Here is a 14,744-nt window from a genome sequence, read left to right as displayed (position 1 = left end):
AGATCAAGCGCTGCCTCAAGCGCTACCTCGCCCGAGAGCTCTACCGACGCCTCGAATCACCACCGGCAGCGGGGGCTTGACGAGCCATAGGAGCGTCCGACAGGTCCCGGTCAGTCCTCGTGTCCCAGCCGCTTGACCACGGTCAGGAGGACCACCGCGTCCTCCGGGGCCTCGAGCGCGTGGCGGGCCGGCGGGATCGCCACCAGCTGCCCCGCCTCCAGGTCCTGCGAGGCCGTCCCGGCGACCAGCCGCACCCGCCCGCGCAGCACCTGCAGGGTCGCCTCGCCGGGGCTCTCGTGCTCTTCCAGCGCCCGGCCGGCGAGCAGGGCGACGAGGGTCTGCCGCAGGCGGTGGTCGTGTCCGCCGTGCAGCGTGGCGGCGCTGCGCCCCGCGGCTGCCTCCCGGGCACGCCGGAGGTGGTCGTCGACGAGGGTGGTCAGGGAGATCGCGTCCATCCGTCACGGTTACCAGGACCCGGGCGCCGCCGCCACGTCCGGGGCGGCCCGGCCGGTGGCCGGCTGCGGGAATCCCGGCGGGCCCGGCGTCGCTGGTCAGTACCGTGGCAGGCGTGAAGAAGAAGGTCGTCGTCCTCGACTACGGGTCGGGCAACCTGCGCTCGGCCGAGCGGGCGCTGGCCCGCGTCGGTGCCGACGTGACCGTGACCGCTCAACCGCAGGCGGCCCTGGACGCCGACGGGCTCGTGGTCCCGGGCGTCGGCGCGTTCGCCGCCTGCATGGCCGGGCTGCGGGCGGTCGACGGTCCCCGCCTCATCGGCCGCCGGCTGGCCGGTGGGCGCCCGGTGCTCGGCGTCTGCGTGGGCATGCAGATCCTGTTCGAGAAGGGCGTCGAGCACGGTCACGACGCCGAGGGCTGCGGCGAGTGGCCCGGCGTGGTCGAGCCGCTGCAGGCGCCGGTCCTGCCGCACATGGGCTGGAACACCGTCGAGGCACCGGCGGGGTCGGTCCTGTTCGACGGGCTGGCCGGCCAGCGCTTCTACTTCGTGCACTCCTACGGCGTCCGCGACTTCACGCTGGGCCAGGACGGCGCGCCGTCGCGGATCCGCCCGCCGCTGGTGACCTGGGCCGAGCACGGCGACCGGTTCGTCGCCGGTGTGGAGAACGCCGCGCTGTCGGCCACCCAGTTCCACCCGGAGAAGAGCGGCGACGCCGGTGCGCAGCTGCTCACCAACTGGCTGGACACGCTCTGAGTCGGGTGGTCACTGCAGCGGGAACGGTGGCTGCAGCCACCACGGGGCGTCCACGACCTCGATCCGGACCACCCACTTGACCCACCAGAAGCCACGCCGGCCGGGCGCGACGAGCCGGACCGGCGCCCCGTGGCCGGCCGACAGCGGCCGGCCGGCGGCGTGCGTGGCCAGCAGCAGGTGCGGGGCGTCCGCGAGGGGCAGCCGGCGCCGGTAGCCCGTCGCGGAGACGACGTCGACGCTGCCCTCGCGCGGCAGCTCCCCGCCGGCGGCGTCGGCCAGCACGCGGTCCAGCCGGGCACCCCGCCAGTCCTGCTCGGCGTACCACCCGCCCGTGCAGTCCAGCAGCGCCCGCACCTGGTCGCCGCGGTCGACCTCACCGGGGGAGAGCCGTACGCGTCGCCCCCCGGCGACCACCTCCACGACGCCGGGCGTCGGATCCGGGACGGTGTCGCCGAGCCACTGGGTGACCGGCATGGCGGCGGGGTCGTCCGTGCCGCGCTCGTGGGAGCCGGTGGCGCGGCGGTCCCCGCCGGGCGCGCCGCTCACCCGCAGCAGCCCTTCCACGGCGGACCACAGGGCCGTCGCCCCGAGCGCCAGACCACCGGTCTGCAGCAGCGCGCGGCGGCCCAGGTCGGTGCGCCGGGGCCGTTGCCGGGCACCCACCGCGTGCACAGCCAGGACGGCGGCCGCGGCGATGGCCGCCCCGACGTGCACCTGCAGGGCGGCGACCCCTCCGAGGGACGGCCACGGTCCCGGCTGCCCGGCCGCGTGCAGCACTCCGGTGACCACGGTGAGCACGACGAGGACGCCGAGCGCCACCGCCGCGGTCGGGTCGCGCCGGTGCGCGGTCCGCCGCCGTCCCCGCCGGACGACCACGGTCTTCCACGGGACCAGCAGGAGCAGGCCCAGGCCGGCGGCGCCGTGCGCGGCGACCACGAGGCGGGTGGCCGGGGCGGTCCCCACCCCGTAGGCCAGCACGCCGGTCCCGCCGGCCACCAGGAGCAGCGCCAGCAGCCCGAGGTTCGTCCGCCGCCCCGCCCGGCGGGGCAGCCGGGGCGCGGGCACCGGGGCCATGCGCCGAGTGTGCTCCCGCCGGCGCCCGCGGATGAGAACGGTCTCATCTGCGTCTCACCGCGCGGCCACCTCCGGCGCGCACGGTCGGGTCGTGCGTCCGCGGCCCGTCCTCGTCGCGTTGCTCGCCGCCGTGGCGCTGTTCGCGCTCGCCTGGGGCGGGTGGGCGGCGCTGCGGCCGGCCGACGCGGGTCCCCCGGCGGTGCCCTCGCCGATCGTCGTCCCCGAGCGGTCGCCGGCCCCCGGTCCGGCACCCGGGCCGGCACCCGGCCCGGACGCGACCACCGTGCCTCCGCCGCCCGCCCCGGCGCCGGACGTCGTCCCCCCGCCCCCCATCGACGACGACGGGGACGATGACGAGGACGACGACGACGACGGGGACGACGACGGGGACGACGACGGTGACGACGACTGAGCGGCGACTGCGGTGGCTGCCGCACGCGGCGCGGACCCGCATCATCGGCTGGGTCCTGCTGCTGGTCCTGCTCGCCCTCGGCCTGGTCACCCTGGTGACCTGGCGGCTGCTCGTCGCCTCGATCGACGAGCGGATGGACACCGCGCTGCGCGCCGAGGTCGCCGAGTTCTCGCAGATCGTGGAGGGCGGGATCGACCCGCGCACGGGGGAGCCGTTCGGGTCGGTGGCCGACGTCCTGCAGACCGTCATCACCTACAACCTCGCGCGGCCGAACGAGAAGTTCCTCGGCTACGTCGACGGCGTCTACCGCTTCCAGAGCCGCATCGAGGCACCGGTCCTGCTCAGCGAGGACACCGCCTTCACCGAGCTCGCCGGTGACGTGACCGAGCCGGTGGCCGGCCGGTACGACAGCGGGGCGGGGGAGGTGCGCTACCTCGCCGTCCCGGTGACCCTGGCCGGCGACCCGGCCCGCGGCGTGGTCGTGGTCGCCTACTTCGCCGACCAGGAGCGGGAGGCGGCCGACGACGTCGCCCGCCTCATGCTCGGCGTGGGGGGTGCGACGCTGCTGCTGGCCGCCGGCGGTGCCTGGGTGGTGGCCGGGCGGGTGCTCCGCCCGGTGCGGCAGGTCGCCGCCACCGCCGCCGGGATCACCGACACCGATCTCTCCGGCCGGATCCCGGTGCCGGCCGACGCACGCGACGAGCTCGCCGACCTGGCCCGCTCGGTGAACGCGATGCTCGACCGGGTCGAGCGGGGCGTGGCCGCGCAGCGCCGGTTCCTCGACGACGCCGGGCACGAGCTGCGCACGCCGATCACCATCGTCCGCGGGCACCTGGAGGTGCTCGACCCGACCGACCCCGCCGACGTCCGCGAGACGGTCGACCTGGTCGACGACGAACTGGGCCGGATGAACCGGATGGTGTCCGACCTGCTGCTGCTGGCACGGGCCGAGCAGCCGGAGTTCGTCCGCCTGCAACCGGTCGACGTCGCAGCGCTGACCGCCGAGGTGTTCGGCAAGGTGCGCCGGCTCGGGGACCGGGAGTGGCAGCTGGGTGCGACCGCCCGGGTCGACCTCCTGCTGGATCCGCAGCGGCTGACCCAGGCGGTCGTGGCGCTGGCCGACAACGCCGTCCACTACACGCGCCCCGGTGACCGGGTGGTCCTCGGCAGTCGGCTGACCGGCGGTGAGCTGCTCGTGTGGGTCGACGACACCGGGCCCGGCATCGCCGAGGCCGACCAGGCGCGGGTGTTCGAGCGCTTCGCCCGCGGTGGAGCCGGCGCGCGGCGCACCGACGGCGCCGGGCTCGGGCTGTCGGTGGTCCAGGCGATCGCGGCCGCCCACGACGGCCGGGTGGAGCTGCACAGCCGCCCGGGGGACGGCGCCACCTTCACCCTCGTGCTGCCGGCCCGCCCGGCCCCGCCGGAGGACGCCGAGGGGAACGGGGGCGACGCCGACCCCGACGACACGGTGGACGACGCGCTGGACACCCCGCCGCTGCCGGCCGCCGCCCTGACCGCCGAGACCGAAGGAGGACCCCGGTGAGCCGGGTCTTGATCGCCGAGGACGAACCGCGGATCGCCGCCTTCGTCGAGAAGGGCCTGCGGGCCAACGGCTTCGTCACCACCGTCGTCGGTGACGGGCTGTCGGCGCTGGACCGGGCGCGCAGCGGCGAGGTGGACCTCGTGGTGCTCGACATCGGCCTGCCGGTGCTCGACGGGTTCGCCGTGCTGCGGGCGTTGCGGGCCGAGCGCAACGCCGTCCCGGTGATCGTGCTGACCGCCCGCGACGGCGTGCAGGACACCGTCGCGGGGCTCGAGGGCGGGGCCGACGACTACATGCCCAAGCCCTTCCGCTTCGAGGAGCTGCTGGCCCGGGTGCGGCTGCGGCTGGCCGGCGCGCGGCAGGCCGAGGTCACCGTGCTCACCGCCGGGGACCTCTCGCTGGACCTGCGCACCCGGCGGGCGACCGCGGGCGGGCGCACGGTGGATCTCTCCGCCCGCGAGTTCGCCCTCGCCGAGACCTTCCTGCGTCACCCGGACCAGGTGCTGGCGCGCGAGCAGCTGCTCAGCCACGTGTGGGGCTACGACTTCGACCCCGGCTCCAACGTCGTGGACGTCTACGTGCGGTACCTGCGCCGCAAGCTCGGGGCCGACCGGATCGAGACGGTCCGGGGGATGGGGTACCGGCTCAGCACCTGAGGTCCGGCACCTGACGCGCCACCGGCCCCGCCCGGAGTGGACGGGGCCGGTGGGGCCTCCCGGCAGGGACGTCCTGCGTCAGTCGTCGCCCGGGGTGTCGGCGCTGTCCGGCGTGTCGTCGTCCGGGGTGACGTCGGGGCTGTCGTCGGCCGGGCTGTCCACGGCGCTCTCGGCGGGGGAGTCGGCGCTCTCGGGCGAGGCGTCGGCCGGGCTGTCCACGGCGCTCTCGGCGGGGGAGTCGGCGCTCTCGGGCGAGGCGTCCGCGGCGCCCGGTGCCGCGTCGGGGCTGTCGGCCGTGTCGCCGGCGTCGGGGGCGCTGACCGCGACGGCGGCGGGCAGCGGGGCATCGCCCGCGCCGTCCGCGGCGGCCACGCCGACGCCGGCCAGGCCGAGGCCGGTGAGCGCGGTGCCGAGGGTGACGACCTTCCAGGGAGCGGGGCGGCGGGTCATGGGGTCCTCCTGAGGTGTGGGTGTCCGTCTGACACCTCCACGATGTCCACCGTCGGTGAGGTCTCCGGGAGAGCGCGATGAGGGCGCTCTCATCCCCGGTCAGCGCAGGCCGGCCCACTCCTCGGCCAGCGACACGCGGGCCTCGGTCGCCGCGGCCCAGCCGGCCTGCTGGACGCGGAACGGCCCGGTGGCCAGCCCGATCAGCACGCCGGCCACCCGCGCGCAGAGCTCGCCGGCGGGGAACCGGGGCGCCAGGAACGCCTGGACCCGGGCCCGGTAGGCGGCCACGGGCGCCGGGTCGGCGGCCAGCTGCCCGAGCAGCGCCAGGTGCGCCAGCAGGGTGGCCCAGTCGTCGACGCGGGCCCCCGGGCCGGCGGTGTCGACGTCGAGCAGGCCCACGACCCGGCCGCCGTCGACCAGGAGCTGGGCCTCGTAGAAGTCGCCGTGCACCGGCACGAGCGGCTGAGGGCCCGCCGCCGCGGCCACCGCATCGGTGAGCCGGGCGAGCCGGGGCCGCAGCTGCGGGCAGGTGAGGCCGACCACGGTCGCGTGCGCCCGGGCCCGCGGCACCGGGTCGGTGGGGTCGCGCCGGGGTGCCGGCGCCTCGACCGGGGGCAGCGCATCGAGCAGCGCCGACAGGTCCTCCGGTGGTGGGAGCTGAGCCGGGTCGCCGGCCAGGGCGGCGCGCATGGGGGTGCCGCCGAGCCCGGGCAGGACGAGGACGCCGTCGTCCGTCGCCGCGACCACGGGTGGCACCGGGACCGCCGAGCTCAGGGCGCCGTGGCGGGCGGCCAGCGCGGGCGCCGCGTCCGGCCGCACCACCTTGAGGAACCACCGCCCGGCCGGGGACGTCGCCTCGACGACGGCCCGGCGGCCGGGCCGGTAGGCGCGCAGCCGCAGCCGCAGCGGCCTTGTGTCGACCCCGAGCGTCGCCAGCCGGTCGGCCGCGCCCGCCGCGCGCGAGGCCCAGGCCAGACCCGGCAGCGCGGGGTCGTGCGGCCAGCGCCACAGGGCGACGGCCACGGCCGCCCCGTCGTCCCCGGGGCCCTCGACGACCGCGGCGCCCGGCGGGATGCGCGAGCCGGTCGCGGCGGCCAGCGACTCCCGGGTGGTGCGGCCGTCGGCCCAGCGGACGTCGGCGCGGTAGCGCACGGTGGCCGAGCCGTCGGGGCGCAGCGTCACGGTGACGGCGCGCAGGCCGGCCGCCCGGCCGCCGAGCGGCTCGAGGACGGCGGCCCACACGTCGGAGGCGCCGGCGCCGAGCAGCAGCCGCAGGGAGGCCGGCCAGGTGGCGGGCGGGGGAGCGGGGGAGGCCGGCAGCACCGGCCCAGCGTGGACGCGGCGGGTGACGCCGGGGTGAGAGCCCGATGAGGGCGCTCTCACCACCGGCCGCGGTGCACGACCTCGGCCACGCCCCGCCGGCCGCGGCGCAGGGAGGGCGAGCGGCGGTCGGCGTCCCCGGGATAGCCGACGGCGACGACCCCGACCGGTCGGTACGCCGCCGGCACTCCGAACGCCCCGCGCAGCGCGTCGACCCGGTCGGCCGGGACGCCGAAGAAGCAGGCGCCCAGCCCCTCGTCGACCGCGGTCAGCAGCATCATGAGCGCGGCCATGCCGGTGTCGACGTCCCAGTACGGGACCGGCCAGCGCGCCTCGTCCCGGTCGGTCCAGCCCTTGTCCCGCTCGGCGTAGCGGTCCAGGTAGGCGTCCTTGTGCGAGAACGGCACCACCAGCAGCGGGGCCCGGCGCATGCGGGTCAGCCAGCCGTCGGGTGCGGCGGGAGAGGCAACCGTGGCGGCCCAGAACGCCGTCCGCTCCTCGTCGGTCTCCAGGACCAGGAACGCCCAGCCCTGGGTGAAGCCGGCCGACGGCGCCCGGATCGCGTGCTCGAGCAACCGCTCGCGGACCTCCGGGGGGACCGGCCGGCCGGGGTCGTAGTCGCGCACCATGCGGCGGCGGCGGACGACGTCAGCGAACTCCACACCCCCACCCTGCCATCGCGCCCCGCCCCCTCCGCCCGCGCCGGCCCGGACCCGGAGGCGAGACTGCGGGGAGACACCCACCACGAGCACGGAGGTCGCACGATGGCAGGACGGGTCGCGGGCAAGGTCGCCTTCATCACCGGAGCTGGTCGCGGGCAGGGCCGGGCGCACGCCGTCCGCCTGGCGGGCGAGGGCGCCGACGTCATCGCCCTGGACATCGGCGGGCCGCTGCCCGGCATCCGGTACCAGCAGCCGACCCGGGAGGACCTGGCGGAGACCGTCCGCCAGGTCGAGGCGCTGGACCGGCGGATCGTCCCGGTGGTCGCCGACGTGCGCGACCTCGAGGGGATGCGCACCCAGGTCGACGCCGCGGTGGCCGAGCTCGGCGGGCTCGACGTCGTGGTGGCCAATGCCGGCATCTGCACGCCCACCGCCTGGGACGCGGTCACCCCGCAGCAGTTCTAGGACACGGTGGACATCAACGTCACCGGGGTCTGGAACACCGTCATGGTCGGCGCCCCGCACCTGGTGGCGCGCGGCGGCGGCTCGATCGTGATCACCAGCTCGGCGGCGGGGCTGAAGGTGCAGCCGTTCATGATCCACTACACGACCAGCAAGTTCGCCGTCCGCGGCATGGCGAAGGCCTTCGCCACCGAGCTGGCCCGCCACTCGATCCGCGTGAACAGCGTGCAACCCGACCGGGGTGGCCACCCCGATGGGCACCGGCGACATGCAGGCGGTGCTCGGCGAGGCGATGGCCGCCGACCAGCGGCTGGGTGCGATGTTCATGAACATGCTGCCGGTCGACACGACCCAGCCCGAGGACGTCGCGGACGCCGTCCTGTTCCTCGCCTCCGACGAGAGCCGGTACGTGACCGCGCACGAGCTGGCGGTGGACGCGGGCGTCACGCAGATGTGAACGGGAGGACGCCGACGGCCGGGGAGGAGCGCCGATCTAGGCTGCACGCCGTGCCGAAGCTGCAGCTGCTCCCCGCCGTCGACGTCGCCGAGGGCCAGGCCGTGCGCCTGGTGCAGGGCGAGGCCGGCAGCGAGACGTCGTACGGCGACCCGCTCGAGGCGGCGATGACCTGGCAGCGCGACGGCGCCGAGTGGGTGCACCTGGTGGACCTGGACGCCGCCTTCGGCCGGGGCAGCAACCGCGAGCTGCTGGCCCGGGTGGTGGGCGAGCTCGACGTCGACGTCGAGCTGTCCGGCGGCATCCGGGACGACGAGTCGCTGGCCGCGGCCCTGGCCACCGGCTGCCGCCGGGTCAACCTCGGGACCGCGGCGCTGGAGTCGCCCGAGTGGTGCGCCCGCGCCATCGCCGAGCACGGTGACCGGATCGCGGTCGGCCTCGACGTGCGCGGCACCCGGCTGGCCGCCCGCGGCTGGACCCGCGAGGGCGGCGAGCTCTACGAGACCCTCGCCCGCCTGGACGCCGAGGGCTGCGCCCGCTACGTCGTCACCGACATCACCAAGGACGGCACCCTGCGCGGGCCGAACCTCGACCTGCTCCGCGAGGTCTGCGCGGCCACGCCCCGGCCGGTGATCGCCTCGGGCGGGGTGAGCTCGCTGGACGACATCCGGGCGCTGAACGCGCTCACCGCGGTCGGGGTCGAGGGGGCGATCGTCGGCAAGGCGCTGTACGCGGGCGCGTTCACCCTGCCCGAGGCGCTGCACGTGACCGAGCTCGCGGGGTCGCGCGACGAGCACGGCACCGAGGAGCCCTCGTGACCGTCCTGAACCTGGGGTCGGCCAACCCCTGGGAGCCGGTGGTCGGCTACAGCCGGATCGTGGTCCGCGGCGACACCGCCTGGGTGAGCGGGACGACCGCGGTCGTCGACGGCGCGGTCGCCCACCCCGGCGACGCCGGGGCGCAGACCCGGCAGGCGCTGGCGAGCATCGGGTCGGCGCTGCAGCGGGCCGGGTTCGCGCTGGCCGACGTCGTCCGCACCCGGATGTTCGTGACCGACATCAGCCGCTGGGAGGAGGTCGGCCGCGCCCACGGCGAGGTGTTCGGCGACATCCGCCCGGCCGCCACGATGGTCGAGGTCTCGGCGTTGATCGATCCCGACATGCTGGTCGAGATCGAGGCCGACGCGGTGCGGGACCCGGCGGCATGAGCGCGCCGGCACGACGCTCCGCGCCGCTGCACGCCGCCGCGGGGACCCTCCGGTGAGCCTGGCCGTGCGGGTGATCCCGTGCCTGGACGTCGACGCCGGCCGGGTGGTCAAGGGCGTCAACTTCGTCGATCTCCGCGACGCCGGCGACCCGGTGGAGATGGCCCGCGTCTACGACGCCGAGGGCGCCGACGAGCTCACCTTCCTGGACATCACGGCCAGCTCCGGGGACCGGGAGACCACCTACGACGTCGTCCGGCGGACCGCGGAGAGCGTCTTCATCCCGCTGACCGTCGGGGGTGGGGTCCGCAGCGCCGACGACGTCGACCGCCTGCTGCGGGCCGGCGCCGACAAGGTCGCCGTCAACACCGCGGCGGTCGCGCGACCGGAGCTCATCAGCGAGATCGCCGACCGGTTCGGCAACCAGGTGCTGGTGCTGTCGCTGGACGCGCGCCGGTGTGCCGACGGCGCCGTCACCGACTCCGGCTTCGAGATCACCACCCACGGGGGGCGCCGCGGGACCGGCCGCGACGCCGTGGAGTGGGTCGTCCGAGCGGCGGAGCTCGGCGTCGGGGAGGTCCTGCTCAACTCGATGGACGCCGACGGCACGCTGGCCGGGTTCGACCTCGAGCTGATCCGCGCCGTGCGCCGGGAGGTGACCGTGCCGGTGATCGCCAGCGGCGGGGCCGGCGAGGTGGGCCACTTCGCCCCGGCGGTGGCGGCCGGCGCCGACGCGGTGCTGGCCGCCAGCGTCTTCCACTTCGGGAAGATGCGGATCGGCGAGGTCAAGGCCGCGCTGGCCGGCGCCGGCGTCCCGGTCCGCGCCGAGGCCGACCACCCGCAGCCCTAGAGGCGGAGTGCCGCGGCGCAGGTTTCCTGCGCTGCGGCACTCCGCCTCAGACGTCGGTGACGCGGGCGACCTCGCGGCGGCCGGAGGTCCACAGCAGCAGCTCCATCGGGTCGCCCTCCAGCGTGGGCCCGCCCGTGCCGACCTGCTTCGCCACGCCCGGGACGTCGGCACGCCGCAGCGTGACCCCGCCGCGGACCCGGCGGGCGAACAGGGTCGCGGTGCGCCACAGCAGGTCGCGGTCGGCGCGGGACAGCTCGCGCGGCTGCCAGCCCGGCTGGGCGCGTCGGACGTCCTCGTGGTGGATCGCGTACTCGCCGCTGTTGACCAGGTCGCCGACGACGGGCCAGCCCATCGGCGTCCAGGCCGGCGCCCCGGCGCGCACCTGCGCGACCACCTCGGCGTAGGGCGTCCCGGTGCGCATGCGCTCCTCCAGCCGCGCGGAGTGCGCGTGCAGCCGCCGCCCGATCGGCAGGGCCTCCAGCGCGTAGCCCGGCCCGGCGTCGGGCCGCCGGTCGCGGACGACGAGGTGCGCGGCCAGGTGCCCGGTCGTCCACCCCTCGCAGCAGGTCGGCGCGTCGGGCCCGAGGGCCTCGAGCAGGTCGGCGAGGGCGGCGCGCTCGCGGGCGGCCAGCGGCGGGGTGGAAGAGGACGTCACCGCGCGAGGTTCACCCGGTGCAGGCACACCGTCAACTCGCGGGCCCGTCCCGCCGGAATCGGTTAGCGTGCCTAACGAGACGCGCGAGCGTCGCAGCTGAGCACCCGAGGAGAGCCGTTGTCCCGCCGCCGAGACGCCGTGGTCCGGCGCGGATTCCGCCACATCGCCCTCGCGGTCCGCGAGCAGCCGGGCATGTTCGCCCTCGCCGTGGCGGCCAGCAGCCTCTACGGCGCGATGACCGTGGCCAGCGCCTACGTGATCGGCCGGATCACCGACCGCGTGGTCCTCCCCGCCTTCGACGAGGGCTCGACCACCGGCGCGGCCCTCTCCCTGGCGGCTCTGGCCGTGCTGGGCGTCGCCCTGCTCAAGATCGTGGGGATCCTCGGCCGGCGGCTGTTCGCCGGGATCATGGCCTACCGGCTGCAGGCCGACTACCGCCGCCGCGTCACCGGCCAGTACCTGCGCCTGCCGCTGGCCTGGCACCAGCGCCACCCGACCGGACAGCTGCTGTCCAACGCCAACTCCGACGTCGAGGCGGCCTGGTTCTTCGTCTCGCCGCTCCCCTTCGCCGTCGGGGCCGTCGTGATGATCGCCATCACCGTCGGCGCGCTGCTGGTCACCGATCCGCTGCTGGCCGTGATCGGGTTGGTGGTCTTCCCGGCGGTGTTCTTCGTCAACGTCGTGTACTCGCAGGTGATGAGCCCGCGGATGCAGCGGGCGCAGCAGCTGCGGGCCGAGGTCAGCGAGATCGCCCACGAGAGCTTCGACGCGGCGCTGGTCGTGAAGACCCTCGGCCGGGAGGACGTGGAGACCGAGCGGTTCGAGTCCAAGGCCGGCGAGCTGCGCGACGGGCTGGTCGCCGTCGGCCGGGTGCGCGGGCTGTTCGACCCCCTCATGGAGGCCCTGCCCAACCTCGGCACGCTCGCGGTGCTGCTGGTCGGCGCCGGGCGGGTCGCCGACGGCGCCACCGGCGCCGGCGAGCTCGTCTCGATCGCCTACCTGTTCACCCTCCTGGCGCTGCCGATCCGGGCGATCGGCTGGGTGCTGGCCGACCTGCCGCGCGCGCTCGCCGGCTTCGACCGGGTCACCCCGGTCCTCGCCGCGACGGGGGAGACGCCGTACGGGGACAGCGGCGCCCCGGCCGGGGACGGCGGTTCCGTGCTCGCCCTGGACCGGGTGGGGTACGCCTTCGAGGATGCCGCCCGCCCGACCCTGTCCGACGTCACCTTCGACGTCCCGGCCGGCACCACGGTCGCGGTCGTCGGCCCCACCGGTTCGGGCAAGTCGACCCTGGCGGGCCTGCTGGTGCGGCTGGTCGACCCGGCCGACGGCGCCGTCCTGCTCGACGGGGTGGACCTGCGCCGGCTGCGGGAGGGCGAGCTCAGCGACCGGGCGGCCTTCGTCGCGCAGGGGACCTTCCTGTTCGACGACACCGTGCGCGGCAACGTCACCCTGGGCGGCGACTTCCCCGACGCCGAGGTGCTCGCGGCGCTGCGGACCGCGGCGGCCGACGAGTTCGTCGCCCGCCTGCCCGACGGCCTGGACACCCGGGTGGGGGAGCGGGGGGCGAGCCTGTCCGGCGGGCAGCGGCAGCGGATCGCGCTGGCCCGGGCCGTGGTCCGCCGGCCCCGGCTGCTGGTGATGGACGACGCCACCAGCGCCGTGGACCCGGCCGTGGAGGCCCGCATCCTCGACGCCCTGCGCGACACCGACCCTCCGGCCACCGTCGTGGTGGTCGCCTACCGGCAGGCCACCATCGCGCTGGCCGACGAGGTGGTGTGGCTGGAGGGCGGCCGGGTGGTCGCCCGCGGCACGCACGAGCACCTGCTCGCCGCGGTGCCCGGCTACGCCGCCCTCGTGCGCGCCTACCAGCAGGACGAGGTGGCCGCGTGAGCCTGCCCCCGAGCTCACCGAGGAGCGCCCGGTGACGACCGCCGAGATCGCCGACCGCCCCGAGGGGGCGATGCGGACCCTGCGCCGCGGGCTGCGGATGATGCCGGAGTTCCGCCGCGGGCTGCCCGCCACCTTCGCGCTCGCCCTCGTCGCGACCGCCGGCCGGGTGGTCGTGCCCGTCGCGGTGCAGCAGGTCGTGGACCGGGGCCTGGCCGCCCCGGGCGGGCCCGACCTGGGCGTCGTCCGCGAGATGGTGGCGCTGTGCGCCGCCGTGGTGCTGGTGACGGCGTTCGCGGTGTACCGGATGAACCTCCGGCTGTTCCGCACCACCGAGACGGCGCTGGCCGGGCTGCGCACCCGGGCGTTCCGGCACGTGCACGACCTGTCGGTGCTCCACCAGCAGGGACAGCGGCGCGGGTCGCTGGTGTCCCGGGTGACCAGCGACGTCGACCAGCTGTCGACCTTCATGCAGTGGGGCGGCGTGCTGGGGGTGATCAGCCTCGGCCAGTTGCTCGTCGCGACCGTGGTCATGGCCGTCTACTCCTGGCAGCTCACCCTGCTGGTGCTGATCTGCTTCGTGCCCCTGGGCTACGCGGTGCGCTTCTTCGCCCGGCGGCTGGCCCGCGTCTACGGGGTGGTCCGGGAGCGGGTCGGCGACGTGCTCGCCGCGGTCTCGGAGTCGGTCGTCGGCGCGTCGACCGTGCGGGCCTACGGCGTGCGCGAGCGGACCGCGGCGCGCATCGACCGGGCGATCGGCCGGCACTACCGGGCGCAGGTCGAGGCGCAGAAGACCACGGCCGCGGTGTTCGTCAGCGGCGAGTTCGTCGCCTCGGTCGCCAACGCCGCGGTCATCGTCGTCGGTGTGCTGCTCGGCGTGGCCGGCGACATCACCGCCGGGACGCTCATCGCCTTCCTCTTCCTGGTCACGCTGTTCGTGGCGCCGGTGCAGACGGCCAGCGAGGTGCTCAACGAGGCGCAGAACGCCGTGGCGGGGTTCCGCCGGGTGCTCGACGTCCTCGACACCGAGCCCGACGTGCGCGACCCGGCGCTGGGTGGCTCGGCCCGCGAGCTGCCCGGTGGGCCGCTCGGGATCCGCTTCGACGGCGTCGGCTTCCGGTACGCCGCCGGCGCCCGGCCGGCGCTCACCGACGTCGACCTGCAGATAGCTCCGCGGCGGCGCGTGGCGATCGTCGGGGAGACCGGCTCCGGGAAGACGACGTTCGCCAAGCTCGTGACCCGGCTCATGGACCCGACGGAGGGGCGGCTGCTGCTCGGCTCCGACACCGCCGGCTGGGTTCCGCTCGACGAGGTCGCCTTCGCGTCGCTGCGCCGGCGGGTGGTGATGGTGCCCCAGGACGGCCACCTGTTCGACGCGAGCATCGCCGCCAACGTGCGCTACGGCCGGCCCGGCATCACCGACGCCGACGTCGTCGCCGCCTTCGCCGACCTCGGCCTCGGCGACTGGCTGGACGGCCTCCCGGCGGGCATCGCCACCCCGGTCGGCCAGCGCGGTGAGTCGCTGTCGGCGGGGGAGCGGCAGCTGGTCGCCGTCGCGCGGGCCTACGTGGCCGATCCCGACCTGCTGGTGCTGGACGAGGCGACCAGCGCCGTCGACCCGGCGACCGAGCAGCGGCTCACCGCCGCGCTCGACCGGCTCACCAGCGGCCGGACGACGCTGACCATCGCCCACCGGCTCTCCACCGCCGAGCGAGCCGACGAGGTGCTGGTCGTCGACGGCGGCCGGGTGGTGCAGCGCGGCACCCATGAGGAGCTCGTGGCGGCGGATGGCCCCTACGCGCGGCTGCACGCCTCCTGGCGGCGGTCCTCCCGGGGGCAGCCCGAACCGGTCGGCTGACCGGCGGTCGCCCTGCCGCCGAGGTCCCGTGCGCACGCGGGCAGCCT

At 76.3% G+C, this 14,744-nt stretch carries 16 protein-coding genes and 1 pseudogene; 11 read left to right on the top strand and 6 right to left on the bottom strand.

Annotated elements, in window-relative coordinates:
• Nucleotides 1-110: 110 nt before the first annotated feature.
• Complete coding sequence (locus ACK586_RS20195; protein WP_409332299.1) at nucleotides 111-455, bottom strand: cupin domain-containing protein; 345 nt, start codon at nucleotides 453-455, stop codon at nucleotides 111-113.
• A gap of 113 nt (nucleotides 456-568) precedes the next feature.
• Between ACK586_RS20195 and hisH the strand changes: the two genes are divergently transcribed.
• Entirely contained in the window at nucleotides 569-1,207 is a 639-nt protein-coding gene (hisH, locus tag ACK586_RS20190; RefSeq protein WP_409332298.1) for an imidazole glycerol phosphate synthase subunit HisH, read from the top strand.
• Between the two features lie 9 nt (nucleotides 1,208-1,216).
• Here hisH and ACK586_RS20185 read toward each other — a convergent pair whose 3' ends face one another.
• Nucleotides 1,217-2,281: a molybdopterin-dependent oxidoreductase gene (locus tag ACK586_RS20185; protein WP_409332297.1), complete on the bottom strand. Its 1,065-nt coding sequence runs from the start codon at nucleotides 2,279-2,281 to the stop codon at nucleotides 1,217-1,219.
• Between the two features lie 91 nt (nucleotides 2,282-2,372).
• On the opposite strand from ACK586_RS20185, the gene ACK586_RS20180 reads away from it, so the two are divergent.
• From ACK586_RS20180 to ACK586_RS20170, 3 genes are read left to right on the top strand one after another with little or no spacing between them, the layout of a single operon-like run.
• Nucleotides 2,373-2,693: a hypothetical protein gene (locus ACK586_RS20180; protein ID WP_409332296.1), complete on the top strand. Its 321-nt coding sequence runs from the start codon at nucleotides 2,373-2,375 to the stop codon at nucleotides 2,691-2,693.
• Nucleotides 2,632-4,236 (top strand): sensor histidine kinase, encoded by a 1,605-nt coding sequence (locus ACK586_RS20175; protein ID WP_409332295.1) that lies wholly within the window; start codon nucleotides 2,632-2,634, stop codon nucleotides 4,234-4,236. Before ACK586_RS20180 ends, ACK586_RS20175 begins: the two co-directional genes overlap by 62 nt.
• Nucleotides 4,233-4,892: a response regulator transcription factor gene (locus tag ACK586_RS20170; RefSeq protein WP_409332294.1), complete on the top strand. Its 660-nt coding sequence runs from the start codon at nucleotides 4,233-4,235 to the stop codon at nucleotides 4,890-4,892. Before ACK586_RS20175 ends, ACK586_RS20170 begins: the two co-directional genes overlap by 4 nt.
• 78 nt (nucleotides 4,893-4,970) lie before the next feature.
• On the opposite strand, the gene ACK586_RS20165 is transcribed toward ACK586_RS20170, so the two are convergent.
• The 3 genes from ACK586_RS20165 to ACK586_RS20155 form a co-directional block, all read right to left on the bottom strand.
• Nucleotides 4,971-5,342 carry a hypothetical protein gene (locus tag ACK586_RS20165; protein WP_409332293.1) on the bottom strand — a complete coding sequence of 124 codons (372 nt, stop codon included), beginning with the start codon at nucleotides 5,340-5,342 and terminating at the stop codon, nucleotides 4,971-4,973.
• A 99-nt stretch (nucleotides 5,343-5,441) separates the two neighbouring features.
• Complete coding sequence (locus tag ACK586_RS20160; protein ID WP_409332292.1) at nucleotides 5,442-6,665, bottom strand: aminoglycoside phosphotransferase family protein; 1,224 nt, start codon at nucleotides 6,663-6,665, stop codon at nucleotides 5,442-5,444.
• Between the two features lie 56 nt (nucleotides 6,666-6,721).
• Complete coding sequence (locus ACK586_RS20155; protein WP_409332291.1) at nucleotides 6,722-7,324, bottom strand: nitroreductase family protein; 603 nt, start codon at nucleotides 7,322-7,324, stop codon at nucleotides 6,722-6,724.
• A gap of 102 nt (nucleotides 7,325-7,426) precedes the next feature.
• Here ACK586_RS20155 and ACK586_RS20150 point away from each other — a divergent pair.
• The 5 genes and pseudogenes from ACK586_RS20150 to hisF all read left to right on the top strand — a co-directional run.
• Nucleotides 7,427-7,960 (top strand): annotated as a pseudogene (locus tag ACK586_RS20150) (SDR family NAD(P)-dependent oxidoreductase); the annotation flags it as partial.
• Nucleotides 7,961-8,027: 67 nt separating this feature from the next.
• On the top strand, nucleotides 8,028-8,243 hold the full coding sequence (locus tag ACK586_RS20145; RefSeq protein ID WP_409332301.1) for an SDR family oxidoreductase: 216 nt from the start codon (nucleotides 8,028-8,030) through the stop codon (nucleotides 8,241-8,243).
• Between the two features lie 50 nt (nucleotides 8,244-8,293).
• Nucleotides 8,294-9,058 (top strand): bifunctional 1-(5-phosphoribosyl)-5-((5-phosphoribosylamino)methylideneamino)imidazole-4-carboxamide isomerase/phosphoribosylanthranilate isomerase PriA, encoded by a 765-nt coding sequence (priA, locus tag ACK586_RS20140; RefSeq protein WP_409332300.1) that lies wholly within the window; start codon nucleotides 8,294-8,296, stop codon nucleotides 9,056-9,058.
• The gene (locus ACK586_RS20135) at nucleotides 9,055-9,447 is read left to right on the top strand and encodes a RidA family protein (protein ID WP_409332290.1); all 393 of its coding nucleotides are present in this window, start codon (nucleotides 9,055-9,057) and stop codon (nucleotides 9,445-9,447) included. The genes priA and ACK586_RS20135 overlap by 4 nt, the downstream gene beginning before the upstream one ends.
• A gap of 52 nt (nucleotides 9,448-9,499) precedes the next feature.
• The gene (gene hisF / locus ACK586_RS20130) at nucleotides 9,500-10,294 is read left to right on the top strand and encodes an imidazole glycerol phosphate synthase subunit HisF (protein ID WP_409332289.1); all 795 of its coding nucleotides are present in this window, start codon (nucleotides 9,500-9,502) and stop codon (nucleotides 10,292-10,294) included.
• Between the two features lie 46 nt (nucleotides 10,295-10,340).
• Here the strand turns inward: hisF and ACK586_RS20125 are convergent, their stop codons facing one another.
• Complete coding sequence (locus ACK586_RS20125; RefSeq protein WP_409332288.1) at nucleotides 10,341-10,949, bottom strand: TIGR03085 family metal-binding protein; 609 nt, start codon at nucleotides 10,947-10,949, stop codon at nucleotides 10,341-10,343.
• Nucleotides 10,950-11,066: 117 nt separating this feature from the next.
• On the opposite strand from ACK586_RS20125, the gene ACK586_RS20120 reads away from it, so the two are divergent.
• Entirely contained in the window at nucleotides 11,067-12,842 is a 1,776-nt protein-coding gene (locus tag ACK586_RS20120) for an ABC transporter ATP-binding protein (RefSeq protein ID WP_409332287.1), read from the top strand.
• A gap of 31 nt (nucleotides 12,843-12,873) precedes the next feature.
• Complete coding sequence (locus ACK586_RS20115) at nucleotides 12,874-14,697, top strand: ABC transporter ATP-binding protein (protein WP_409332286.1); 1,824 nt, start codon at nucleotides 12,874-12,876, stop codon at nucleotides 14,695-14,697.
• Nucleotides 14,698-14,744 lie beyond the last annotated feature (47 nt).

The organism is Trujillonella humicola, from assembly GCF_046233715.1.
In the GTDB taxonomy this organism is placed as follows: Bacteria; Actinomycetota; Actinomycetes; order Mycobacteriales; family Geodermatophilaceae; genus Trujillonella; species Trujillonella humicola.
The sequence above is the reverse complement of the archived record's forward strand: the minus strand, read 5'-3'. Positions and strand labels throughout refer to the sequence as shown.

Excerpts from the sequence above, each read along its gene's own strand:
- ACK586_RS20195 (WP_409332299.1), bottom strand. The coding sequence starts at position 455 with ATGGACGCGATCTCCCTGACCACCCTCGTCGACGACCACCTCCGGCGT.
- ACK586_RS20185 (WP_409332297.1), bottom strand. The coding sequence starts at position 2,281 with ATGGCCCCGGTGCCCGCGCCCCGGCTGCCCCGCCGGGCGGGGCGGCGG.
- ACK586_RS20175 (WP_409332295.1), top strand. The coding sequence starts at position 2,632 with ATGACGAGGACGACGACGACGACGGGGACGACGACGGGGACGACGACG.
- ACK586_RS20165 (WP_409332293.1), bottom strand. The coding sequence starts at position 5,342 with ATGACCCGCCGCCCCGCTCCCTGGAAGGTCGTCACCCTCGGCACCGCG.